General features: G+C 63.5%; 23 protein-coding genes. 10 read left to right on the top strand and 13 right to left on the bottom strand.

The window, feature by feature from the left end:
* Positions 1 to 790: FAD-dependent oxidoreductase (locus tag QOH60_RS20965; protein ID WP_526423793.1), on the bottom strand; the 790-nt coding region annotated here is incomplete at its 3' end.
* 134 nt (positions 791 to 924) lie between these two features.
* Between QOH60_RS20965 and QOH60_RS20960 the strand changes: the two genes are divergently transcribed.
* Together QOH60_RS20960 and QOH60_RS20955 are read left to right on the top strand one after the other, a co-directional pair.
* A complete protein-coding gene (locus QOH60_RS20960) occupies positions 925 to 1,974 on the top strand; it encodes an ABC transporter permease (protein ID WP_526423792.1) in 1,050 nt (349 codons plus the stop codon).
* Positions 1,975 to 1,976: 2 nt separating this feature from the next.
* Entirely contained in the window at positions 1,977 to 2,969 is a 993-nt protein-coding gene (locus QOH60_RS20955; protein ID WP_526423791.1) for an ABC transporter ATP-binding protein, read from the top strand.
* Positions 2,970 to 2,985: 16 nt separating this feature from the next.
* On the opposite strand, the gene QOH60_RS20950 is transcribed toward QOH60_RS20955, so the two are convergent.
* Positions 2,986 to 3,732, bottom strand: coding sequence for an NUDIX hydrolase (locus QOH60_RS20950; protein ID WP_526423790.1), 747 nt, complete (start codon positions 3,730 to 3,732; stop codon positions 2,986 to 2,988).
* 147 nt (positions 3,733 to 3,879) lie between these two features.
* Between QOH60_RS20950 and QOH60_RS20945 the strand changes: the two genes are divergently transcribed.
* Genes QOH60_RS20945 through QOH60_RS20930 form a run of 4 tightly spaced genes read left to right on the top strand, consistent with a single transcriptional unit; the run spans position 3,880 to position 5,906 of the window.
* On the top strand, positions 3,880 to 4,287 hold the full coding sequence (locus tag QOH60_RS20945) for a phage holin family protein (protein ID WP_526423789.1): 408 nt from the start codon (positions 3,880 to 3,882) through the stop codon (positions 4,285 to 4,287).
* Entirely contained in the window at positions 4,274 to 4,543 is a 270-nt protein-coding gene (locus QOH60_RS20940) for a DUF3618 domain-containing protein (RefSeq protein WP_526423788.1), read from the top strand. The genes QOH60_RS20945 and QOH60_RS20940 overlap by 14 nt, the downstream gene beginning before the upstream one ends.
* A gap of 35 nt (positions 4,544 to 4,578) precedes the next feature.
* Positions 4,579 to 4,872 carry a DUF4235 domain-containing protein gene (locus QOH60_RS20935; protein WP_526423787.1) on the top strand — a complete coding sequence of 98 codons (294 nt, stop codon included), beginning with the start codon at positions 4,579 to 4,581 and terminating at the stop codon, positions 4,870 to 4,872.
* Complete coding sequence (locus QOH60_RS20930) at positions 4,857 to 5,906, top strand: YhjD/YihY/BrkB family envelope integrity protein (protein WP_526423786.1); 1,050 nt, start codon at positions 4,857 to 4,859, stop codon at positions 5,904 to 5,906. Before QOH60_RS20935 ends, QOH60_RS20930 begins: the two co-directional genes overlap by 16 nt.
* Here the strand turns inward: QOH60_RS20930 and QOH60_RS20925 are convergent.
* Positions 5,903 to 7,486, bottom strand: a complete 1,584-nt coding sequence (locus tag QOH60_RS20925) for a Na+/H+ antiporter (protein WP_526423785.1) — start codon at positions 7,484 to 7,486, stop codon at positions 5,903 to 5,905. The two genes, QOH60_RS20930 and QOH60_RS20925, sit on opposite strands and share 4 nt — an antisense overlap.
* Positions 7,487 to 7,672: 186 nt before the next feature.
* Between QOH60_RS20925 and QOH60_RS20920 the strand changes: the two genes are divergently transcribed.
* Both QOH60_RS20920 and QOH60_RS20915 read left to right on the top strand, forming a co-directional pair.
* A complete protein-coding gene (locus QOH60_RS20920; RefSeq protein WP_526423784.1) occupies positions 7,673 to 7,816 on the top strand; it encodes a hypothetical protein in 144 nt (47 codons plus the stop codon).
* Between the two features lie 752 nt (positions 7,817 to 8,568).
* Positions 8,569 to 8,811: a hypothetical protein gene (locus QOH60_RS20915; protein WP_526423783.1), complete on the top strand. Its 243-nt coding sequence runs from the start codon at positions 8,569 to 8,571 to the stop codon at positions 8,809 to 8,811.
* A gap of 201 nt (positions 8,812 to 9,012) precedes the next feature.
* Here the strand turns inward: QOH60_RS20915 and QOH60_RS20910 are convergent, their stop codons facing one another.
* The 3 genes from QOH60_RS20910 to QOH60_RS20900 form a co-directional block, all read right to left on the bottom strand.
* The gene (locus QOH60_RS20910) at positions 9,013 to 10,194 is read right to left on the bottom strand and encodes a zinc-dependent alcohol dehydrogenase (RefSeq protein ID WP_526423782.1); all 1,182 of its coding nucleotides are present in this window, start codon (positions 10,192 to 10,194) and stop codon (positions 9,013 to 9,015) included.
* A 130-nt stretch (positions 10,195 to 10,324) separates the two neighbouring features.
* Positions 10,325 to 10,723 (bottom strand): hypothetical protein, encoded by a 399-nt coding sequence (locus QOH60_RS20905; protein ID WP_526423781.1) that lies wholly within the window; start codon positions 10,721 to 10,723, stop codon positions 10,325 to 10,327.
* A gap of 20 nt (positions 10,724 to 10,743) precedes the next feature.
* Positions 10,744 to 11,223 (bottom strand): SRPBCC family protein, encoded by a 480-nt coding sequence (locus QOH60_RS20900; protein ID WP_526423780.1) that lies wholly within the window; start codon positions 11,221 to 11,223, stop codon positions 10,744 to 10,746.
* A 495-nt stretch (positions 11,224 to 11,718) separates the two neighbouring features.
* On the opposite strand from QOH60_RS20900, the gene QOH60_RS20895 reads away from it, so the two are divergent.
* Positions 11,719 to 11,868, top strand: coding sequence for a hypothetical protein (locus QOH60_RS20895; RefSeq protein WP_526423779.1), 150 nt, complete (start codon positions 11,719 to 11,721; stop codon positions 11,866 to 11,868).
* On the opposite strand, the gene QOH60_RS20890 is transcribed toward QOH60_RS20895, so the two are convergent.
* The 5 genes from QOH60_RS20890 to QOH60_RS20870 all read right to left on the bottom strand — a co-directional run bounded on the left by QOH60_RS20890 (position 11,865) and on the right by QOH60_RS20870 (position 16,504).
* Positions 11,865 to 12,134, bottom strand: coding sequence for a WGxxGxxG family protein (locus QOH60_RS20890; RefSeq protein WP_526423778.1), 270 nt, complete (start codon positions 12,132 to 12,134; stop codon positions 11,865 to 11,867). The genes QOH60_RS20895 and QOH60_RS20890 overlap by 4 nt on opposite strands.
* Before the next feature lie 216 nt (positions 12,135 to 12,350).
* The gene (locus tag QOH60_RS20885; RefSeq protein ID WP_526423777.1) at positions 12,351 to 13,028 is read right to left on the bottom strand and encodes an IF2 family translation initiation factor; all 678 of its coding nucleotides are present in this window, start codon (positions 13,026 to 13,028) and stop codon (positions 12,351 to 12,353) included.
* A gap of 27 nt (positions 13,029 to 13,055) precedes the next feature.
* The gene (locus QOH60_RS20880; RefSeq protein ID WP_526423776.1) at positions 13,056 to 13,613 is read right to left on the bottom strand and encodes a CsbD family protein; all 558 of its coding nucleotides are present in this window, start codon (positions 13,611 to 13,613) and stop codon (positions 13,056 to 13,058) included.
* A 337-nt stretch (positions 13,614 to 13,950) separates the two neighbouring features.
* Positions 13,951 to 15,414 carry an aminotransferase class I/II-fold pyridoxal phosphate-dependent enzyme gene (locus QOH60_RS20875; protein WP_526423775.1) on the bottom strand — a complete coding sequence of 488 codons (1,464 nt, stop codon included), beginning with the start codon at positions 15,412 to 15,414 and terminating at the stop codon, positions 13,951 to 13,953.
* On the bottom strand, positions 15,386 to 16,504 hold the full coding sequence (locus QOH60_RS20870) for a M42 family metallopeptidase (protein WP_526423774.1): 1,119 nt from the start codon (positions 16,502 to 16,504) through the stop codon (positions 15,386 to 15,388). Before QOH60_RS20870 ends, QOH60_RS20875 begins: the two co-directional genes overlap by 29 nt.
* Positions 16,505 to 16,900: 396 nt before the next feature.
* On the opposite strand from QOH60_RS20870, the gene QOH60_RS20865 reads away from it, so the two are divergent.
* Positions 16,901 to 19,012 (top strand): catalase, encoded by a 2,112-nt coding sequence (locus QOH60_RS20865; RefSeq protein ID WP_526423773.1) that lies wholly within the window; start codon positions 16,901 to 16,903, stop codon positions 19,010 to 19,012.
* 8 nt (positions 19,013 to 19,020) lie between these two features.
* Here QOH60_RS20865 and QOH60_RS20860 read toward each other — a convergent pair whose 3' ends face one another.
* Complete coding sequence (locus tag QOH60_RS20860) at positions 19,021 to 20,193, bottom strand: PP2C family protein-serine/threonine phosphatase (protein ID WP_526423772.1); 1,173 nt, start codon at positions 20,191 to 20,193, stop codon at positions 19,021 to 19,023.
* Positions 20,190 to 20,990: an alpha/beta fold hydrolase gene (locus tag QOH60_RS20855; RefSeq protein WP_526423795.1), complete on the bottom strand. Its 801-nt coding sequence runs from the start codon at positions 20,988 to 20,990 to the stop codon at positions 20,190 to 20,192. The genes QOH60_RS20860 and QOH60_RS20855 overlap by 4 nt, the downstream gene beginning before the upstream one ends.
* Positions 20,991 to 21,001 lie beyond the last annotated feature (11 nt).

The following is a 21,001-nucleotide window of genomic DNA, read 5'->3' as shown; positions in this document are numbered from 1 at the left end:
GGCACTCGATTCCGGTGACCTCGCAGCCGGTACGCAGCGTCACGCCGTAGCGTTTCAGGCGCGCCGTCCACGGATCGATCCACACCTCACTGGTGGGCCCGTCGAGCACCCGGTCCGCCCGGCCGCCGACTCGTGCGACATCGAACAGAATCTGTAAGAGGATCAGACCACCGGTGCGCGCGGACATCTCCTTGGCGCGGGCGGCCACCAGGGTGCGGGTGAGACCATCTGCGAGGAACTTCTGGAAACTTTCGGACAACTTGTCCGCGTGAGTGTATTCCCACCAGCTCCTGTGTTCCCAGCGATGGAGACGACGCTCGTCGCATGACACGAGAAGCCTTGTCAGCCGCACGAAAAAGAAGGCCAACTCCCACGGGCGAATGCCGAGTTTGAATCCGAACTCGTAGAGGAACTGGGCGACCGCTCCGTAGTCGCTGAGGCTGTCCGGCGCCTGTGCGGGGACGATCAGTTCGTTTTTCTTGTGGGCTCGTGCCAACAGTATTCGGGTGGCGTCGACGAGGTGATGGGCCACGGTGTTGCCCACGGGATGCGGAATGCGCTCCATCGTGTCGGTCAGATGCCGGTAAAACCCAGGGAAGAAACGGAATCCATGCTCGCCCGGCAACGGCTCGCGGCCGCCGTGCGCTGAGCCGGGAACGGGCATGGAGCGGGCCTTGCCGCCGAATGCGTCCCGCATTTCGTAGACCGTGACATCGAACCCGCGCTCAGCCAACTCGTGGGCCGCACTCAGCCCACCGACACCGCCCCCCAACACCGCTACCGACGTCATCGGGCCCACGGTAAGTCAAGCGGGCCAGCGCCGCACGACGATTCGCATCTCCCGATGTCGGCAATTAATGATTGGGCTACCCAATATGCGCTAAACCGGTCTGGGCGTGGGTCGTCGCCAGTACCCTCTCGGGCATGCTCTTCGCTGCGTTGCGCGACATGCAGTGGCGAAGGCGCCGCTTCGTCATCGCGGTCGTGAGTACCGGCCTGGTTTTCGCGATGACGCTTCTTCTCACCGGACTTGCGAACGGCTTCCGCGTCGAGGCGACACAAACAGTCGACTCCATGGGAATCGACGCGTTCGCGATCAAATCGAACTCTCCTGGACCGTTTCTGGGTGCGACACCATTCCCCGACGTCGACGTGCCCGCGGTGCGCAGCGCGCTTGGCGCCGCCAATGTAGGCGGGCTGGCCTGCGCGCAGTCGACCTTCAAGGACGGCACGAGTTCGCGGAACACCACCGCGTTCGGCGCGCCCAAGGATGGCCCCGGCATGCCGAAGGTCAGCAAGGGAAATACGCCGACGACGCCCGACGAAGTCGCGGTCTCGAGCACGCTGGGACGTGACGTTGGCGACGAGTTGCAGGTCGGCGCGCGCACATTGCGGATCGTGGGCATCGTGCCCAATTCGACTGCGCTGGCGAAGATGCCGAACATCTTTTTGACCACCGAGGGCCTTCAGAAACTGGCATTCAACGGGCAGCCGGTGATCACGTCGATCGGAATCGTCGGGGCCCCGCACGATCTCCCGGCCGACTACAAGACGCTCGACCGGGCGGCCGCCGTGGACGACCTGATGCGCCCGTTGAAGGTCGCCGTGGATGCGATCACCATCGTCGCCGTGTTGTTGTGGATCCTCGCGGCGCTGATCGTCGGATCAATCGTCTACCTCTCGGCGCTCGAGCGCGTGCGAGACTTCGCCGTGTTCAAGGCAATCGGCGCGTCGACCAAGGCGATCCTGGGCGGCCTCGCGTTACAGGCGGTCATCGTCGCCCTGCTCGCGGCCCTGATGGGCGTGATCTTCGCGCAGTTGCTGGCACCGTTGTTCCCGATGACCGTCGTGGTGCCGTGGAGTGCGTACGTGGCCCTGCCGGGGATCGCGGTCGTGATCGGTCTGCTTGCGAGCGCCGCGGGGATGAGGCGCGTGGTGTCTGTAGACCCCGCTCTCGCGTTCGGAGGTCCCTGACGGTGGGTGATCTCAAGATTTCTGACCTCGTCGTCGAGTACTCCAGCGGCGGGTATGCCGTGCGGCCGATCAACGGGTTGAACCTCGACGTCGAAGCCGGGTCGCTGGTCATTCTGCTCGGGCCCAGCGGCTGCGGAAAGACGACGTTGCTGTCGTGCCTGGGCGGCATCCTGCGTCCGACGTCGGGATCGATCACATTCGGGGGCGTCGACATCACGGCTCTCGAAGGCGAAAAGCTCGCGAAGTTTCGGGGCGACACGGTGGGCATCGTGTTTCAGGCGTTCAACCTGGTGCCGAGCCTGACCGCTTTCGAGAACGTCATGATTCCCATGCGATTGGCCGGGATGCCACGCTCGGCTGCGCGCAAGCGCACGACCGAATTGCTCAAGCGGGTGGGGCTTGAGGAGCGGATGAAACACCGGCCGGGCGATCTGAGCGGCGGGCAACAGCAGCGCGTCGCGGTCGCCCGTGCCATCGCGCTGGATCCGCCGCTGATCCTTGCCGACGAACCGACCGCGCACCTCGACTTCATCCAAGTGGAAGCGGTGCTGCGGCTGATCCGCGGGCTCGCGGCGGGAGAGAACGTGGTGGTGGTCGCGACCCACGACAGCCGGATGCTCCCGATGGCGGATCGGGTCGTGGAACTGGTGCCGACGATCGCGCCGACGAACCGGCCGTCGGAGACGATTCATCTGGACGTCGGCGAGGTGTTGTTCGAGCAAGGCTCGATGGGCGATCTCATCTACACCGTGTCCGAAGGTGAGCTCGAGATTGTGCGCGAATTATCCGGTGGTGGTGAGGAATTGGTAACGATAGCCGAGCCTGGCGACTACGTCGGCGAGATTGGCGTGCTGTTTCACCTGCCGCGCTCGGCGACCGTGAGAGCACGCAGCGATGCCACCGTCGTCGGCCACACGGCGCAGGCCTTCCGCGAGCGCTTCGGCGCGACGGGTATCGCCGAGGTGATAGAGCACAAGGAGCTCGCCAGCGACTGACTTGCCGGGCGTCCGGTCATTTCCAGGCGAATACCGGTTGCTCCAGTTCGTTGACCGGGTCGGGGCGGCCTTCCAAACACAGCCACCGCAGTTGCAGCAACACCGCACCCGTTGGCGCATGGATGAGGTCGTTCCCCAACGGGATCTGCACGACCGGACGCGGGCTCTCCGGGATGGCGATGTACCGCGGCGAATCCGCGCGCTGCAGTTGGTGTAGCCCGACCCGGTACACCGCCACCACTTCGTCGGGTGCAGGACGGGGGTCGAGCCGTCCGCCGCCCCACATCACCACCGGGGTTATCACGTAGCCGGATCGTGTCGGGTAATCGTCGAGCAGCCCCAATACCGCGGACTCGGGTAGCTCGACGCCGACCTCTTCGAACAGCTCTCGGCGCGCGGCGTCGACCGGGGATTCGCCCAAGTCGATGCGGCCGCCGGGCAGAGCCCACTGCGCGGCGTGCGAGGTGAGTCGAGAAGCTCTGCGGCACAACAGGAAAGCGGCGCCACCGGACACATCTACCATGCGGCCGTCGAGGTGGGAGTTTGCGACCATGCCGTCGAGGCCAGCGTCTGGCATCGGGCGCCCGGACATCCATTCATCCAAAGGCGCCGGATCAACTCTGTCTTCACCGGGCTCAGAATCGACCAGCACGACCGCGACCGCGGCATGTCGCTTGGTCGGATCGGCAACGGAGCGGCGGTCGTGACCCGCGAGGTTCCCCTGAACCTGTCTACGCAGGGCCTCGTCGTAGGCGATTGTCACTGCTCGACGATATGTGCAGGCCCGCGCGTGGTGGAAATTGTCCCAGGTTTGGGCTGCCGCCGACACGGGCACTTCGTCAATAACGCGTCGTTGGCGTCGCAATACATCAGCGGGGAGTGGCGCGATGAAACATGGGAGGGGCCGGCTATGAGTCTTGACTCGAAACCAGCAGATGCCTCGTTGAGCGAGTTGATGTCACAGCTTTCGACGCAGACGTCCCGGCTGATCCGCGACGAGATGCGGTTGGCTCAGAAGGAATTTCAGGAATCGGCTAAGCACGCCGGGATCGGTGCGGGACTGTTCAGTGTGGCGGGGTTGCTCTCGGTTTTCGGGTTGGCAGTGCTTGTCACGGCCGCGATCGCAGGACTTTCCGTGGTGCTGCCCGTCTGGGCGGCCGCGTTGATCGTGGCGGCTGTACTGCTGATTGCGGCCGGAGTGGCGGGTCTGATCGGTAAGGGCCAGGTGCAGCAAGCATCACCAGCACCGACGCAGACCGTCGACAATGTGAAGAAGGACATCGACGAAGTGAAAGAAGCCGCCCATGACCGGGCCTGACCAGCACTCCGAACCCAACCAGGATGCGAGCGTCGAGGCGATTCAGGCCGACATCGAGCGCACTCGCGAACAATTGGGTGAGACCGTGGGGGCGTTGTCGAGCAAGCTCGACGTCAAGCAGCGAGCGAAGGAAAAGGTGGCGGACACAAAGGAACTCGTAGCCGAGAAGGCGCGAGCCGTGCCGGTGCTACCGATCGCCGTGGCAGCCGCGGTCGCCCTGTTGGTCGGCGTGGTGATCTGGAAACGCCGTCGCTGACTAGTGAGCGACGAGCACCGACCTGGGAGATAGCGATGTCGAACGCACAGCCGAGCACGTCGGCAAAGATTCTGTACCGGCCCGTCGGCCTGGTAAGTTCGGTGCTCGGCGGCCTGCTCGCCGGCGTCATATTCAAGCAAGTGTGGCGCCGCGCGGCCCCTGGCGAAAACCCCGATCCGCCAACATCGTTGGAGACTGGATATCCGTTCAAGGAGATCCTCCTTGCGGCGGCGATCCAGGGCGCCATCTTCTCGGTGGTCAAGGCCGTCATCGACCGTCAAGGCGCGCGGCTGTTCGAGAAATGGACCGGCGAATGGCCAGGGAGCTGACCGTCCACCAAGCGCTCCCCGATCCGGACGATCCTGCCAAGCCCGAGTCCCCGACGGACCTTACGAAGCCGTCCATGCTGTACGTCGTCCGGAAAACGGCACGCGAATTCACGAAAGACCAGTGCATGGATCTCGCGGCGGCGCTGACGTACTACGCGGTGCTGTCGATCTTTCCGGCCCTCGTGGTAGTCGTCTCGTTGCTGGGCGTGTTCGGCCAGGGTCAACGCACCACCGACGCACTCTTGCAGATCGTGGGAGATGTCGCCCCCGGGTCCGCAGTGGAGGCGTTGCGCGGTCCGATCCAGCAGCTCGTCGAGTCGCCGTCGGCCGGCTTCGCGCTTGTCGCCGGCATTGTCGGTGCGCTGTGGTCCGCGTCCGGATACATCGGAGCGTTCGGTCGCGCGATGAATCGAATCTACGAAGTCGACGAGGGCCGGCCGATTTGGAAGCTGCGGCCGTTGCAATTATTGCTGACTCTCGGCGCCTTGGTGGCTGCGGCCGCAGTTGCGTTCATGTTGGCCGTAAGCGGGCCGGTGGCTAAGGCTATCGGTGGCATCATCGGCGCGGGCGAAGTGTCTCTGACTGTGTGGAATATCGCGCGGTGGCCGCTGATTCTGGTTCTGATCGTTCTAGCGGTCGCGACGCTGTACTACGTCACCCCCAATGTGAAGCAGCCCAAGTTCCGCTGGATCAGCGTCGGCGCGGGCCTCGCCATCGTGGTGTGGGTGGTCGCCTCGATCCTATTCGGCTTGTATGTCATCAATTTCGGCAGCTACAACAAGACCTACGGAGCGCTGGCGGGTGCGGTCGTGTTCCTGCTCTGGCTGTGGATTACCAACCTCGCGCTGCTTTTCGGCGCTGAGCTGGATGCCGAACTTGAGCGCGGACGCCAGCTTCAGGCCGGAATTGCCGCCGAACGCGAATTGCAACTGCCGCCACGGGACGACCGTGTGACCAAGAAGAATGAGGAAAAATTCGAGAAGGACGTCGAGCGCGGGCGCGCCCTCCGACGCTCCCGCGGGAAAGACGACTAGGTCCCCTCCTCGGGTTGCATGCCTCGCGCGTCGAGCCGACGAAGGACGAGGTCGACGATCGTCGGGTCGGTGCCCGATTCTTTTCGCGCGGCTACCACCGCGTCGCGGGCGGCCGTGAGCAGTTCGTTTTTAAGCGCATTGACCGTGACGGCGTTCTCGGTGGTTTGCGCGTTCTGTTGGTCCGTCCCGTCGCGCGCTTCGAATCCCATTGAGTGCCACATTCGGTCGGCGTTCTCTCGGGCTTGATCGACGGTGTCGGCATCGACGTCACCCCGGTTCCGCAATTCCTCGAGGCGACGAAATCCCGCCTCCCGGGCACGCGTGAGTAGTTCTTGCCAGGCGTCGTCGCGGTCGTGATCGGAGGCACTCACTCCAAGCCGTCTCACGATCAGCGGCAGGGTGAGTCCCTGGACAACCAAGGTGACGATGATAACCACGAACGCGATGAAGATCAGCCGTTGCCGCTCGGGGAACACAGGCGGCCCCAGTGGAAGGGCGATCGCAGCGACCATCGTGACGACCCCGCGCATGCCTGCCCATGAAGCGACCGTCATCTCGCGCCAACCGACAGGCTCGGCGTTGACTTCACGCTGCTGGCGGGTGCGCTCGTCGATTGTGGCGACCAGAAAGATCCACAAAAACCGGACCGCGATCGTCACGGCGGTGATCACCAGCCCCTGCCCGATCAGACCAGCCACCGGGCCTGGAATGTCGAGGGCGACGGACCTCAGAGCCAGCCCGACGTAGGCGAAGGCCGCGCCCGTCACCACGAGTTCGATGATCTCCCAAGTAGTCCCGCTGACGAGGCGGGTTTGCGAGGACTCAGCGTCGCCGTACCGACTGAGTGCCAACGCGACGGTGACCACTGCGAGAACGCCGCTGCCGTGTGCCGCATCGGCCGCCGCGTAAGCCGCGAAGGGTAAGACCAGGACCAGGGCGCTGCCGGCGGGATGCGCGGGCAGCCGATTCAACAGCCAGCGCGCGGCGACCGCGACGAGCAGGCCCGCGAGGATGCCGACGACGACCGCGACGCCGAGTTCCGCCCCCGCGCGCCATGGCGCGAGGACGCCGGTCATCGCCGCCGATACGGCGACCCCGTACAGCACAAGCGCGGTGGCGTCGTTGACGAGACCTTCGCCCTCCAGAATGGTTCGCAGGCGGCGGGGGAGCCGCAGCTTTCTGGCGACCGCGGTCGCCGTCACCGGATCTGGCGGCGCCACCGCCGCCCCGAGTGCTATCGCTGCCATCAGCGGGACGCTGGGCACCAGTGCGTGCAAAGTGGCGCCCACGACGAATGCGGTCACGCCTACCAGCGCGACCGCGAGCAGCCCGATGGCACGGCGGTTATCCCAAAACTCACGCCACGACGTCCGGCGTGCCGCGGCGAACAATAGAGGCGGCAGGATCAGAGGAAGAATCAGGTCGGGGTTGACCGAGGGAACCGGCAGCCCCGGGACGAAGGCCAAGACCAGGCCCAAGATGAGAAGGAGGACGGGATACGGCACCGCAATGCGGTCAGCGACCGGCGCAAGGACTACCGTGGCCGCAATCAAGGCCAGCGGCAGGGTCAACTGCACCACCTCGCAACCTCTCCTCTGGCCGACGTGTGATCCTCTGTGAGTTCCCCGCGACGCTGCGCGCGAATCCCAGGACACGCAGACCTGGGGCCTGGCGGATTGGTCGGCGCAGGCCAGCCGGCGTAGGTCCTCGGCCTTCGGGGAACCCTGACCCTGCGGTCCCCCTAAATGCGCGACGAAGGAGTGAGAATGGTCAAGGAATCAAAGGATCACGATGAACACGCGTCCGAGCCGAAGGGTGGTCGCCCTGGACCGGCCGATCATGGTCGCGACGGCGGGATGGCGACGAGGGAGAAGGCACCGGAACTCGCCGAGCCGCACGACGCCGAATAGCCACCACCCCTGTGGTTGACTACTGTCTCGAAACCAGCTCCTCGACAATGTCTTTCGGGAGACTACCCGGCGGCGTCCAGTGGTTGATGAGCGCTGACGCTGCTCTACGGGTGTCAGCGCTTGTCTTCGGCGGCCCCTGATCCAGCTGTATCGGCCGGTGCCTCAACGCCGTGATCGGTTTGTGTCGCCGACGGGGGTTGCCCACCCGCGGGTGACGCATCAGCTGCGGTGCCGAAGCCCGCCGATTCACCTGCGCCAGAACGTGGGTTGGTATGCGTTTGCGAACGGCCATCGTAAGGCGGCAAAGCGGGCTCGGCGTCGCCTGGGGGGCGCTCACCGGTGCCGCCATAGATCGAGGGATCTTCGGCATCAGCGTGCTCTGTTTGATCGTCGAGCTTTCCCGAGTCGCGATCCGAGGGTCCAGCAGAAGGCCGATCGGATCCGGTATCGCGTGATCCTGGTTGGCCTGATCCTGGTCCTCCATGTTCGGTTTGTGAGTCTTCAGTTAGGTGATCACTGGGGTTACTCATGATGTCTCCGTAATAGCCGCCGCAACTGTTGCGGCGAGGCCTTGAACGGATACCCACTATGAGTGGTGGTCGAACCGTGCAAGTGTCGTCGGGTATTGACCTCGGGGTCATTCGCGACTACGCCACGCGCGACGTTTCGGGGTCTCCAGATCCGTCAACGCATCGGTCGGTGACCCTCATGATCGGCCACCAGGACACGAAACAACGCTAGATAGGGCGACAATGACAAGTGAGGACCCGGTCTTCAAGGCATTCAACAACTTTGGACTCGATGACGTACCTACGGAGGCCGTGGTATCACTGCGCATGCTGCGCCGACTTGAGGACATCGACAACGTCGACACCGTCGGCCCCACCGGCTCGGTTGCGCGCGCCGCCCTGGCCTGCAGCGTCGTCGCGCATGCGGTGGTCGAACTCGAGACCCGGCTAATCGAACTCCAAAGACAATTAGCCCTAAAAGAATGAAGCGGACCGCGCGACCGGTTCCGCAGGCAAGGCGATGGGTATGTCGGCGCGCGTCGCGGCGTCTGCTCAACGACCCCGAGGGCCGAAGGCTCATCCTGTCGGATATGGAGAGCTGTCGCGTCGCTGACACTGCCACCAGCACTTGTAAGTTCGAAGAGACGCGTTCCGTCCTGCAAGTACGTTGATTGCCAATAAATCTGGTCAGGGGTTCAGGATGATCTTGACGGCGCCGTCCTTCTTCTTCTGGAAGATCTCGTATGCGTGAGGTGCTTCGTCGAGCGGCAGCGTATGGGTGGCGAAAGTGTCGACGCCCAAGGGGTCTTCGTCGGTGAGGAGCGGCATGATGTCGTCGACCCATTTCTTGACGTTGGCCTGGCCCATCCGCAGCTGGATCTGCTTGTCGAACAAAGTGAGCATCGGCAGCGGATCGGCCACCCCGCCGTAGACGCCGATGAGAGAGATCGTCCCGCCGCGGCGGACGATGTCGATCGCCGAATAGAACGCCCCGAGACGGTCGACGCCGGCCTTCTCCATCGCCGGCTTGGCGATGGCTTTGGGGAGAAGGCCGACCAATTGCTGCGCCATGGTCGCGACTGGTGATCCGTGGGCTTCCATGCCGACCGCGTCGATCACCGAGTCGGTGCCGCGACCGTCGGTCAGATCGCGAATCGTGTCGCCGAGATCGTCGTCGTGGTCATTTAGGTCGATGGTCCGGACGCCACGGGCTTCGGCGCGTGCGAGCCGTTCGGGCACCAGATCGACGGCGATGACGTCGTAGCCGAGGTGACTCGCGATACGCGTGGCCATGTCTCCGATGGGTCCAAGCCCCAGCACGGTCACCGAGCCGCCATCGGGGATATCGGCATAGACCACCGACTGCCACGCGGTGGGTAGCACGTCGGAGAGGTACACAAACCGGGAGTCCGGTGGTCCGTCTGGAACCTTGATGTGGGTGAACTGGGCCTGCGGCACACGTAGAAGCTCAGCCTGACCGCCGGGAACCTCGCCGTACAGTTCGGAGAAACCGAACAACGCGGCGCCCATTCCCTGATCCCGGACCTGCGTTGTCTCACATTGAGTGAACAGTTGCCTGTCGCACATATAGCAACTGCCGCAGGATATTTGGAACGGGACTACCACGCGGTCGCCGACTGCGAGCGTGTCGACCGCACTTCCTACCTCGCGAACGATTCCCATCGGTTCGTGCCCGAGGATGTCCCCGGCCTTCATGAAAGGGCCGAGAGTCTCGTAGAGATGGAGGTCGGAGCCACAGATGTTGGTTGACGTCACTTCAATGATCGCATCGGTGGGTTCCTCGATCTTTGGATCGGGGACGGTATCGACGCGGACATCTCGCTTGCCCTGCCAGGTCACTGCTCTCATTTGTGCTCCTCGATTGTGGGACGACTCGGCTGCGTAGGACAAGCCGTAGCCCGTCGCGCGGTCGATCGAATACTGTGCGGCCGGAATACCCGCGGCGGTAATGGTGAAACGCTGGCGAGCGGTGCCCGCGTCAGCGGAGTTGGATTGCTGTTGCGAGACCCTCACAGTCGTCGACGGTGACCGTGAGATTCGGATGGCGGATCAGACCGAATGGGTCCATGCCTCGAATGGGTTCGCGCAGGGTCAAGTACACGCCCCGATCTCCGTTCGTGGCGAAGGTAAGTCCCTTGTCCTTCAGCGACAAATGCGCGGGTCCAGCGGTTTTAACGAACGCATACGGCCCAGTGATGGCGACCTCATCGATGTTGTCCAGTGCCGTCTCAATATGCCACGGACCGAATCGGGCAAAGAGGCGACCGGAACCGGTGCGAACTTCACACGATGACGGTGTAATACCGAACGGTAGCGCCGCGATTCGGTACGAACGACTGAACAGATAATCAAAACGACGATCCGGCGTAGTTGCCATCGTTGTCGGCGCCGCTGCCGCTAGTCGTGGACTTCGCTGGGCTTGCGGCGTTCCGCAAGCGCGGTCAGCCGCCAGGTGCATTCTCGATTTCGTGGCCACGCTGCGGCCAGTGAGGCCCAGCGCGGTAACCATTTCAACGGGGGGCTGATCGGCACCTCGGACATCTCAATGCGGCATCCGCCGTCGATCGCGGTGAGTCGCAGCGTGATTCGTGCTGATCCGAACGGGCGGCTCTTGGCCAGCAGAACGAGTTCATGCGGCGGTTCGGAGTCCACGACGACCGTCTCGTCGTTGAGAAGGGCGGGCCAGACGCCGATGGAATGGTGGATCGTGCTGCCCGGGGCCGGCCAAGAGGGGTCCACAGCGCGCATACGGCTGTTGCCGACAACCCATTGTGAGTATGTCCAGCCGTCGGCGATGACCTCCCACACTTGTTGCCGGCTGGCCGTCGTATCTCGCGTCACGACCAACGGACTGTGTTCTTCGGGGGGATGGGTCATGGTGTCCTCAATCTGACTGGCAGGGAACGGGTGTCATTGGCGTCCACTCACATCCGACTCCGGTAGAGGGCCGGTCACCAATGCCAGCTTCGTACTCGACCATGACCTTGGCTACCCTGCGCTGTTCGCCTGCAAACAGCCGAGCAGGTGCGACATGAGATAGTTCCCAGCGCACGCTTCGCACGCCTCGTGTGAATGAAGCGACGTCGGGCCGTCTCATTTCTCCGCCGCATTTCGCTCGGATTGCGGTGGCCGGTCCGCTTCGTGACACACTGCGGTTGCTGGCAGCAGCAGCGCCAGGAGGCGCCGCGAGATCGCTGAACTTGCGCCTGTCCTTCGCGCCGCGTGAGTTCTCGATTTCGACGCGAATCGCGTCCAACTCGACCGCGAGAGCCTCTGTATCGGCGGCGCTCAGATGGGCGTACTCGGCCACTTCTGTGATTGCCATTTTCTCAGCAGCGTTCGGGTGAGACGCCGTGCCGGGTCTCACGCCGCATGATCCGCATCCCCGCGCCGGCGCTGTTCGACGAGAAGAGTGCCCCGCGGTCGAATGATCGCGGGGCACTCAGCTTTTCCCACACCAAAGTGAAGATGAGCCCGGGTCGCAAGCGCGACCCGGGCTCGATCTACGAGCAGGAGAGCTAGACCCTGCGCCCTGGCGCGGCGACTGTGCCCGCGTCGGTGTGCGCGTCATTACGGCGCTTCAGGCCGGCAAGTCCGCCAAGACCGAGAAGGCCCAAAAGACCCCACAAGCCGGTCTTGTCGCTTCCCTGGTCGCCATTGTTGTCATCGGCAGCCAAGGTTGTTGACGTGGAAGCCGGCGCCGGTGAACCGGTCGTGGCTTGGGCAACGCCTGCGCCGCCGAACAGCAGCGCCCCGGTCGCAGAGATGACCGCAACAGTTTTACGCATTTTACTCCAAATGATCTGGTCGGACTAGAAACGCCGACGTGAAAAATGGGCCGGTTTGCTCGAGCCCATTCTAGAAAACGGCAATTTTCGCCGTCACCTCAAAAAATACCCAAGCGGCTCAATCTTGAAACCCGCAATGCGACATATTAATCGCCCTCCTCCAAAGTGGAGAAGGGCGATTAGTATGAATCAACGCTGAAAGCGTATTTTCCGAACTCAGTTCTTGGATGCTCGCGCGGATCGGCGATTCTGCTTCTCGATGTCGGCCAGCTCCTCGACCCGATCTGCTTGCGCGCGCTTGCGCACAGCTTCGCCGCGTTTCTGCCGAGCGTCGCCGAGCTTGGATTCGGCCGCTTTGGTGACCTTCTGCTCGGCCGCCCGGATTCTGGAATGATCCTGACGGTTGGCCGCCTCGGCGGTCTTCCGGCGCTGGATCGCGACGTTCTCTGCCTGCTTCTTCGCGGCAGCAGTGCGCTTCTGCGCCGCCTCGTCGGCCTCGCGCTTCCGCTTCTCGGCGGTGTCGCGCGCATCCCGAGCTTCCTGCTCAGTGGCTGCCCGCGCCTCATCGATGTCCGTGACCACTTCTTTCTGCGTGGCCTCCAGTTTGGCGTCGGCCTGCTCGCGCTTCCTGGTCGCGGCAGCGTCTAATTTCGCGGCGCGGCCGAGCACTGTACTGCGCTCTGCGAGCGCAGCGCCTCGCCTCTGCAACTCCGGATCGCCCAGCAGCTTGCCAACGGTCGCGTCAACGGCGCCTAGAGACCGTTCGTAGAACAAGCGTGCCGGCGCTTCCGAGACCAGACGGGCGGCCAACTGGCCCTCGATCAGGTAAAACGGAAAGCGGGCGATTTGATACTGAAAGCGCAACACTGCGAACGGGATTTCTGCGATTTTCATGTGGCAATTCCTATCTTCAGCCGCCGCTCAGGGCAGGTCGGCTGTGTCGGTTAATTCGTCGGCTTGTTTTCTGATGCGTTCGGCTTCTGCGTGGCTAGTGTCAGCCACCTGGACCGAGCTCCGGTGTTCTGCGGCGGCCTCGAGGGCTTCCTCAACCGCATCGGTGATCTCTTCGTGCTCTTCGGCTTTTGTGCGCTGAACGTCGCGCTGCGCGTCGAGTTCGGCTCGCGTTTTCGCTCGGGCAGCCTCCTGGTGGGGGACCTGCTCGGCCACTCGCTTCTGAGCCGCCTCCTCGTTGCGCACTGAGTTCTGGACAGCCGCCATCTGCGCGTTCGCCGACACTCGCTCTCGGGTGCCCTCCGCCATGGCTTCTGTCTGTTCCTGGCGCGCCTGCGCCGCCTCGGCGTCGGCAACAGCTTCGGCGCTGTTGGCCGCCTTGCGGTCCCGGGCTTGGGTCTGCTCGAGTTGCCCCTCGGCGGTCAGTGAGTCGTTGCCGGTCACAGCGCCGGCAACTTCTTTTACTTTGCCCTTGACCGAGTCGATCAAGCCCTTACGGGCTTGCCCGGCCATGCTTTCCTCATTCATCTGAGTCTCCTATCGATATCGATCGACCACTGCCAAATGAGTGTCCGATGGTTGTGAAATGTCCTGAGCGCCGCGGCGACCGAACGTGGTCAGCCTTCAACAAAATGTTGGCCCCACAATTTAGATTGGCCCTACAATTAAACTGGTCACACATATGGAAAAGGCTCGCCGGACCAGCTAGCTCTAGTCGTGAAGCGAACCCAATCGATGCGGGTCACTTCAGCTCGCAATCAGAGAAATACCCCACCCTGGCGGGACCAAACCCCTTTACCCGGGCGGGTCTTTGGGAGTGGTACGGGTGTCCAAACAATTCGTGCAACCGTAAAAATGGGCTGACCTACGAGACGCTGACTCGTAACGTGTCCAGGCTGGGGTCCGTGGCATCGGGTATGGCCATTCCGGCTGCCAGCCCCGAGCGTAGATATTCGATAATCGGCTCGGTAAGCCGCTCACCGGGGACCACCACTGGAATGCCGGGAGGGTAAGGGGTGAGCTGTTCAGCGGCCACGCGTCCGGCCGCTTTATCTGCCGGCACCTGGTTTGCAGGTCCGAAGAATGCGGTGTGCGGGGCGCTGACGGATTCGAGGGACAGCTGCTCCGGTGTGGGTAGTCGCACCGCGTCTGTCGCCGGCAACGCCGGCGCCGCCTGAGCGAGCGCATCCAACGCTGCGAGGAGTCGATCCGCGGTCTGCTCAGAATCGGCCATCGAAAAGGTGGCCAGTATTCGGCGATGGTCAGTCATTCCCATGTCGATGTGCGTGTGCTCACGCAGCCAGTCGCCGCTTTGATAGCCCGTCACGCCGAGGTCGCTGACGTCGATGAGGATCTGCAGACGATCTAAATCATGGGAGGCCTGTTCTCCGCACAACTCGTCGTCCATCACGTGCAGCCCCGGCAGGGCATCGATGCGGTCGCGGGTCTCCTCGGCCAACTGCAAAGCGGCACCGAGTATTTCTTCACCGTCCCGAACCATCTGCCGGCGCCAACCGTCGATGGCCGAGTAGACGAGAACGTTGGGACTCGTGGTCATCAACAAATCGGCGCACGCCGCGAGGTGCCGCCAGTCGATCAAGTCGCCTTGGTGGTGAAAGACGGAGCCCTGCTCGAACCCGGCGCCCATCTTGTGCACGCTGACCACGCACACGTCTGCGCCGGCATCCATCGCCCACGTCGGCAGGCCGCGGTGGAAAGGCAGATGCGCTCCCCACGCCTCGTCGACGATCAGCGGCTTACCGCGGTCATGGCAGACCTTGGCGATGCCAACCAAATCCGCGCAAGTCCCATAGGGCGACGGGCTGACAATCAGAGCCCCGGCGGCGTCGGGATTGTCTCGCCACGCCTTCTCGACCTCCGCGGGAGATGGCGGATGGGAGAGATGACGTTCGGCGTCCCACCGTGGAGCGATCCAGCGTGGACGGACGCCGGAGAAGATCAACCCGGCGACCACCGACTTGTGGCTGTCTCGGCCGAGGAGCAATCCGCCGGGGTGGTCTCCCGCCACCGCCAGCATCGCTGCCTTCACCGACAGAGAGCTGCCGCAGGTGGAGAAGAACGCTTGGTCCGCGCCGACAGCGTCGGCCATGAGTTGTTCTGCTCGTTGCAGATAATGATTGCTCGACCGGCGGTCATCCAGTCCACTGGATGCCAGCACGTCGGACTCAAATGACGCTGCACCAAGGGTTTTCAGCACGGATGAGTCGGTGCCTCGGCCTTGCCGATGTGCGGGTGGAGTAAACCCATAGCGGTCACGGCGCCGGTAGTCCTCCAGCGCCTCAAGCAGAGGCGCGGTCGAATGATCCATGTTCACCGCCTTTGTAACACCGGATGAACTCAACGAGGACTCCGGTCATGGCTGGGATTGCATCGCGGGCAATGACTTCGTAGCCGTGGGTGCTCAAAGTCGGAAGGCACAGCAGGCCAGCCTTCGGCGAAAGTCCGCTCGCTTTTGCATGCGATGCGTCGGACTCGAACGCGCCGAGCACAGCAGGTTGGGGCGACAGGCCAAACTCGGTCGCGATGCTGATCAATTGATCGGCGACATCCTTGTCGTACACGCACTGCTCATCGCTGAACGCAATGATCGGCCCGCCGCTGACGCTGGTGGAGTACTCGGCTTCGGTCGGCCCGACTTCCAAAGCCAGGGTGAGCTCGCCGGGCAGCGTGCGGCTGGCATACGACCCGCCCACTCCGCCGATTTCCTCGTTGGTGGTGAAGACAACGTATACGTCCCCCGCGGGGCGCTGCTCGTCTCGATGCAACCGTCGTGCCGTGAGCAAGAGAGCCGTTACCGCAGCGCGGTCGTCCATGAAATATGACCCGAAATAGTCGCCGAACTCCATCAGTGTCCGCTTGCTTCGTTCGATGCACACGCGCGTGCCGGGCCGCACGCCCGCCGCGGCCAATTCGTCGGGCGTGCGACCGGTGAAGACGTAGACGTGCAACCAATCCAGGGATTTGTCGCCCTGATCGGGCTTCGTTTCCCAGATGCGCCGACTTTCTTTCGTCGTGTGCTCCGAGCCAAGGGACAGCACTCCGCACAGTGTGAGTTTGTCACCCAGCACGGCGACGGGGCCGAGGCCGAAGTTGGCCGGATACATGGTGCCGAGCTGTGTCAGGTGCAGGGAACCGTCTGTTTCCACCCGTTTGACGAGCATGGACAGCTCGTCCATGTGGGCCATCACCTTGATCGACGACGAAGCCTCGCCGCTCGCGGAGCTACCGCGGATGAGGCCAACCAAGTTTCCGGCTGGGTCGACCCACAGCTCGTCCACGGAGGACTCGAGCTCACGGCGACAGACCTGTCGGACCGCGTCCTCCTGTCCGCAGGGGCCGTACGTCCACAACAATTCCTGCAAGAGCTCACGGTCCAACTCACTGTCGTCGTAGGGCACCACTCATCTCCTCATGGCCGTTCGCCACGGTGTACTCCGTCGAATTGCGCTTACGGCTACCCGCTTTCGGGCTCGGCGACACCCGTTTAGGCGCGGATCAACCCGGGATAATTCTGCGGTCACAGCAAAGGGTTGAAATGGGCCGCGAGGGCAAACGCTGTGACAGTGGGAGCGCCGGTGAGGGTTGCGTTGGTGGCTTTCTGCAAGCGGTCCGGGGGTCAGCCCCGTGGTTAAGCAGTTAGCTGTGCCTCGCGGACCGTCGTGGGACCTTCAATGGATCGCGTTGCAATGGCTGCTATTCCATGGACCAGCATTCTTCGCTTCGGTTGGTGGAATTCGGGTATCCGATGGTCGCAAGTTCACAGTCGTCGTCGACGACGCCAACCAGGAGTACCTATGCCGCCTCGCCGCACGCCCGATCAGACCGCCCCCAAACCGACCAGTCCGACCGGGAATACCAATGGCCAGGCAGCAGATGTCGATCGGGGCGCCCAGTCCGGAAAGTACCTGACTACCGCACAGGGTCTGCGGATGCCTGACACCGACCATTCTTTGAAGGCGGGCGATCGCGGTCCGTCGCTACTCGAGGACTTCCATTTACGGGAAAAGATCACGCATTTCGATCACGAGCGCATCCCGGAGCGCGTCGTGCACGCACGTGGGGCGGCCGCGCACGGCGTCTTCGAGTCCTACGGCACTGCCGGTTCAGTCACTAGAGCTGGGTTCTTGAGCCGCAAAGGCAAAAAGACGGACGTGTTCTGTCGGTTCTCGACGGTTCTCGGTTCGCGTGGCTCCGCCGACACCGTGCGCGACACTCGCGGATTCGCGGTCAAGTTCTACACCGACGAAGGCAACTTCGACTTGGTAGGCAACAACATTCCGGTGTTCTTCATTCAAGACGGCATCAAGTTTCCCGACGTCATCCACGCTGCCAAGCCCCAACCCGACCGGGAGATCCCGCAGGCACAGTCGGCTCACGACACCTTTTGGGATTTCGTGTCGCTGCACACCGAGGCCACACATCATGTGTTCTGGAACATGAGTGATCGCGGTCTTCCACGCTCCTACCGCACCATGGAGGGCTTCGGCGTACACACCTTCCGGCTCGTCGACAAGAAAGGAAAGACGAGCCTGGCCAAGTTCCATTGGAAGCCGGTCGCCGGCGTGCATTCACTTGTCTGGGAAGAGGCACAGATCGCTGCGGGTTGCGATCCCGACTTCCACCGCCGCGATATGGCTGACGGCATCGAGGCGGGCGCCTATCTCGAGTACGAGCTCGGGATACAGGTGATGCCCGACGACGGCACGGACAGCTTCGAGGGCATCGACCTGCTCGATCCGACCAAGCTGGTGCCCGAGGAAATGGTCCCGGTAACGCTCATCGGAAAGCTCACACTCAACCGGAATCCGACGAACTACTTCGCCGAGACCGAGCAGGTCGCCTTCCACACCGGCAATTTGGTGCCCGGCATCGAACCCACGAACGATCCGCTGATGCAGGCGAGGCTCTTCTCGTACCTCGACACGCAATTGACGCGACTGGGAGGCCCGAACTTCACGCAGCTGCCGATCAACCGACCCCATTGCCCGGTGAACGACATCCTGCGAGATGGCATGCACCAGACCGCGATTCACACCGGGCAGGCGCCATACCGGCCGAACAGTATCGACGATGGCGAGCCGCTTGTCGCTAATGCGGCCGAGGGTGGTTATGTGCAGACTGCGCGCCACGTGGAGGGCCCGACGGTCCGCGCGCAGCCGGCGTCGTTCGACGACCACTTCACCCAGGCGGCGATGTTCTACCGCAGTCTGACCAATATCGAGCAGGTGCACGTCATCGAGGCGTTCACGTTCGAACTCGGCAAGTGTTACGAGCAGGCGATCAAGGAGCGTGAGCTCGAGGTCCTGGCGAACGTCGACGCCGACCTGTGCAAGCAGGTGGCAATTGGGCTCGGGCTTCGCGCGCCGAAGGGCAAACCGCCCACAGGGGAATTCGTGTCGCCTGCGCTGTCACAGATCGTCGACACACCTGGCCCGATCGACGGCCGCAAAATCGGCATCATCGCGGGCGCGGACTCCGACCTCGCCGGGGTGGCCAAGCTGATCGATGCGATACGGCGTCTGAAAGCGACCCCGTTGGTGATCGCGCCCTTGGGTGGCGTGCTCAAGTCGGGACGACGCAGTGTGATCGTCGAGCGCACGTTACTGACCGCACGTTCGATCGAATTCGATGCGCTTGTCGTGGCCGACGGAACGAAGCCGACCGATGACATCAAGCTAGTTGTGTTGCTACAGGAGGCATTTCGGCACTGCAAGGCGATCTCGGCATGGGGTGACGGCACCGCGGCGCTAGCAGCGGCGGGCATCGAGATCGATGCTCCCGGCGTGTTGATCGCAGACAACGTAACCAAGTCGTTCACCGACAAGCTGGCGAGTGCAGTAGGCCTGCACCGGGTGTGGAAGCGCGCCGTCGACGTCATGGCATCCGAAGTGGCGCCCGTGCGCTGATCCCGCACCTACGTTGTGAGAGGCGCGCCCAGCGCCAGCACGGCGGCGTCGTCTTCGACACCGCTGCCTAGTTCGTCGAGCAGTGAACGGATGTCGTCGACGACCGCCGGTGCGGTCGTGGGGCAGTGCTGCGCCGCGAACCGCAGCAGGGCACCGTCGTCGTCGTAGCGTTCAACCCCCGCGCCTATCCGTGCCTCCGTCAGGCCGTCGCTGTACAGAACCAGCGTGTCACCGGCGCTCAGGACGATCCGGGTCGAGACGAACCTGGCTTTGGTGACGATTCCGATCGGCATGCCGCCGACGGTGTCGACGTATTGGGCCTGCCCCCGGGCGGGTAGCAGCAGAGGAGGCGGGTGTCCGCCGCTAGCCATCCGAATGTCGTAGCCGCCGGCGTTTGGTGTGAGCACGCCGAAGATGAGGGTGCACATTTGTGGGGAGTCATCGGCCGAGCTCTGCTTGAGCACGCTATCGACGTTGTGCAGCACGGCAATCGGATCGTCGTCGAACACCGCCGCCGCACGCAGGGTGTAGCGGGTCAACGACGTCACCGTGGCCGCCTGTGCACCTTTCCCTGCCACGTCGCCGAGGAAGAAGCCCCACTTGTCATGTGCGAGTGGGAACAGGTCGTAGAAGTCTCCACTGACGTCGTCGGAGGACGCGGCGTGGTAGAGGGCGGCTGCCTCCAGACCGTCGGGCGGGTAGAGCGAGGGCGGTAGTAGAGATCGCTGCAGCGTTGTCGCGAGGGTCTGAACATGCGCGCGCTCCTGCTCGGCGCGCTGGCGCTCGTCCAGCAGCTCACGCTCATACGATCGTCGACCACGCGCGTCCAACACGGTAAGCCGCAGGAGGTCCTGTTCGCCGGCGGCATCTCTCTTCACATTCGCCGACAGAAAGACCGGAAGTCGCTCCTGCCGCGCTGTCACCAAATCGACTGTGACACCGGCGAGTTGACCATGAAGCCGCAGCAACGGGTCGAAGTGGGTTTCATAGTGAATGCGACCGCCCGCAGTGAAGAAATCGGTGAACGGCCTGTCTATCAACGCGTCTCGTTCGTACCCCAACAGCGTCAGGAGTGTCGTGTTCACCTTGACGACGCGCCGGTCCGGCCGCGCAATGATGTATCCGCAGGGCGCGTCCTCGAAAAGGCCCTCGAGGCCGCCGGCGTCCGGTGGGACGGTCATAGTCGGCGAACGAACGCGGCGATTGCTTCCGCCGTGGCATGCGGGGCGCTCAGATGTGGGCAATGGCCCACGGTGTCGAGCGTGATCAGCTCAGATCCGGCGATGTGCGCTCGCACGTAGGCACCCACCTCGCGGGGAGCGATCGCGTCTTGCGCGCAATCGATCACCAACGTCGGTACCGGCACCTTCGGCAGGTCCGCGCGATTGTCGGCGTAAAACGTCGCGCGCGCAAAGACGCGGGCGCAGGCTGGGTCCGCGCGACAGAACGTGTCGGCGAGCTCCTCGGCGAGTTCTGGGCTTTCGGGTGATCCCGCGATCACCGGCGCCATCGCGCGTGACCATCCGAGGTAATTGCTTTCCAACGACTCGAGAAGTTCGTCGATGTCCACCCGCGAGAATCCGCCGCGGTAGTCTTCGTCGTCGATATAGCGGGGCGACGGAGCGAGCAGCACCAGCTTGGCGAACCTGCTCGGATCGGCGGTGACCGCAAGCACCCCCATCATTGCCGCCACCGAATGGCCCACGAACGTCACATCGTGCAGGTCGAGCTGCCGCACGAGATCCACGATGTCGGCGGCATAGCCGTCCAGGGACGCGTACTTCTGTTCGTCCCATGCCGACGGGTCCGACGCTCCAGACCCGACGTGGTCGAACAGGACGATGTCGAAGTCCGGTGCGAGAAGCGCCTCCACCCGGCGCCACAGTTTCTGATCGCATCCGAACCCGTGCGCCAACATGATCGTCGGGCCGGTATTGGAGCCGGCTACTCGCACATTGTTGCGGGTGCGAACGTCCACGTCGGCCATGC

It is taken from the genome of Mycobacterium sp. (assembly GCF_032159765.1).
Classification (GTDB): domain Bacteria; phylum Actinomycetota; class Actinomycetes; order Mycobacteriales; family Mycobacteriaceae; genus Mycobacterium.
Note: the sequence above shows the minus strand (reverse complement) of the source record. Positions and strands in the feature narration are given on the sequence as shown.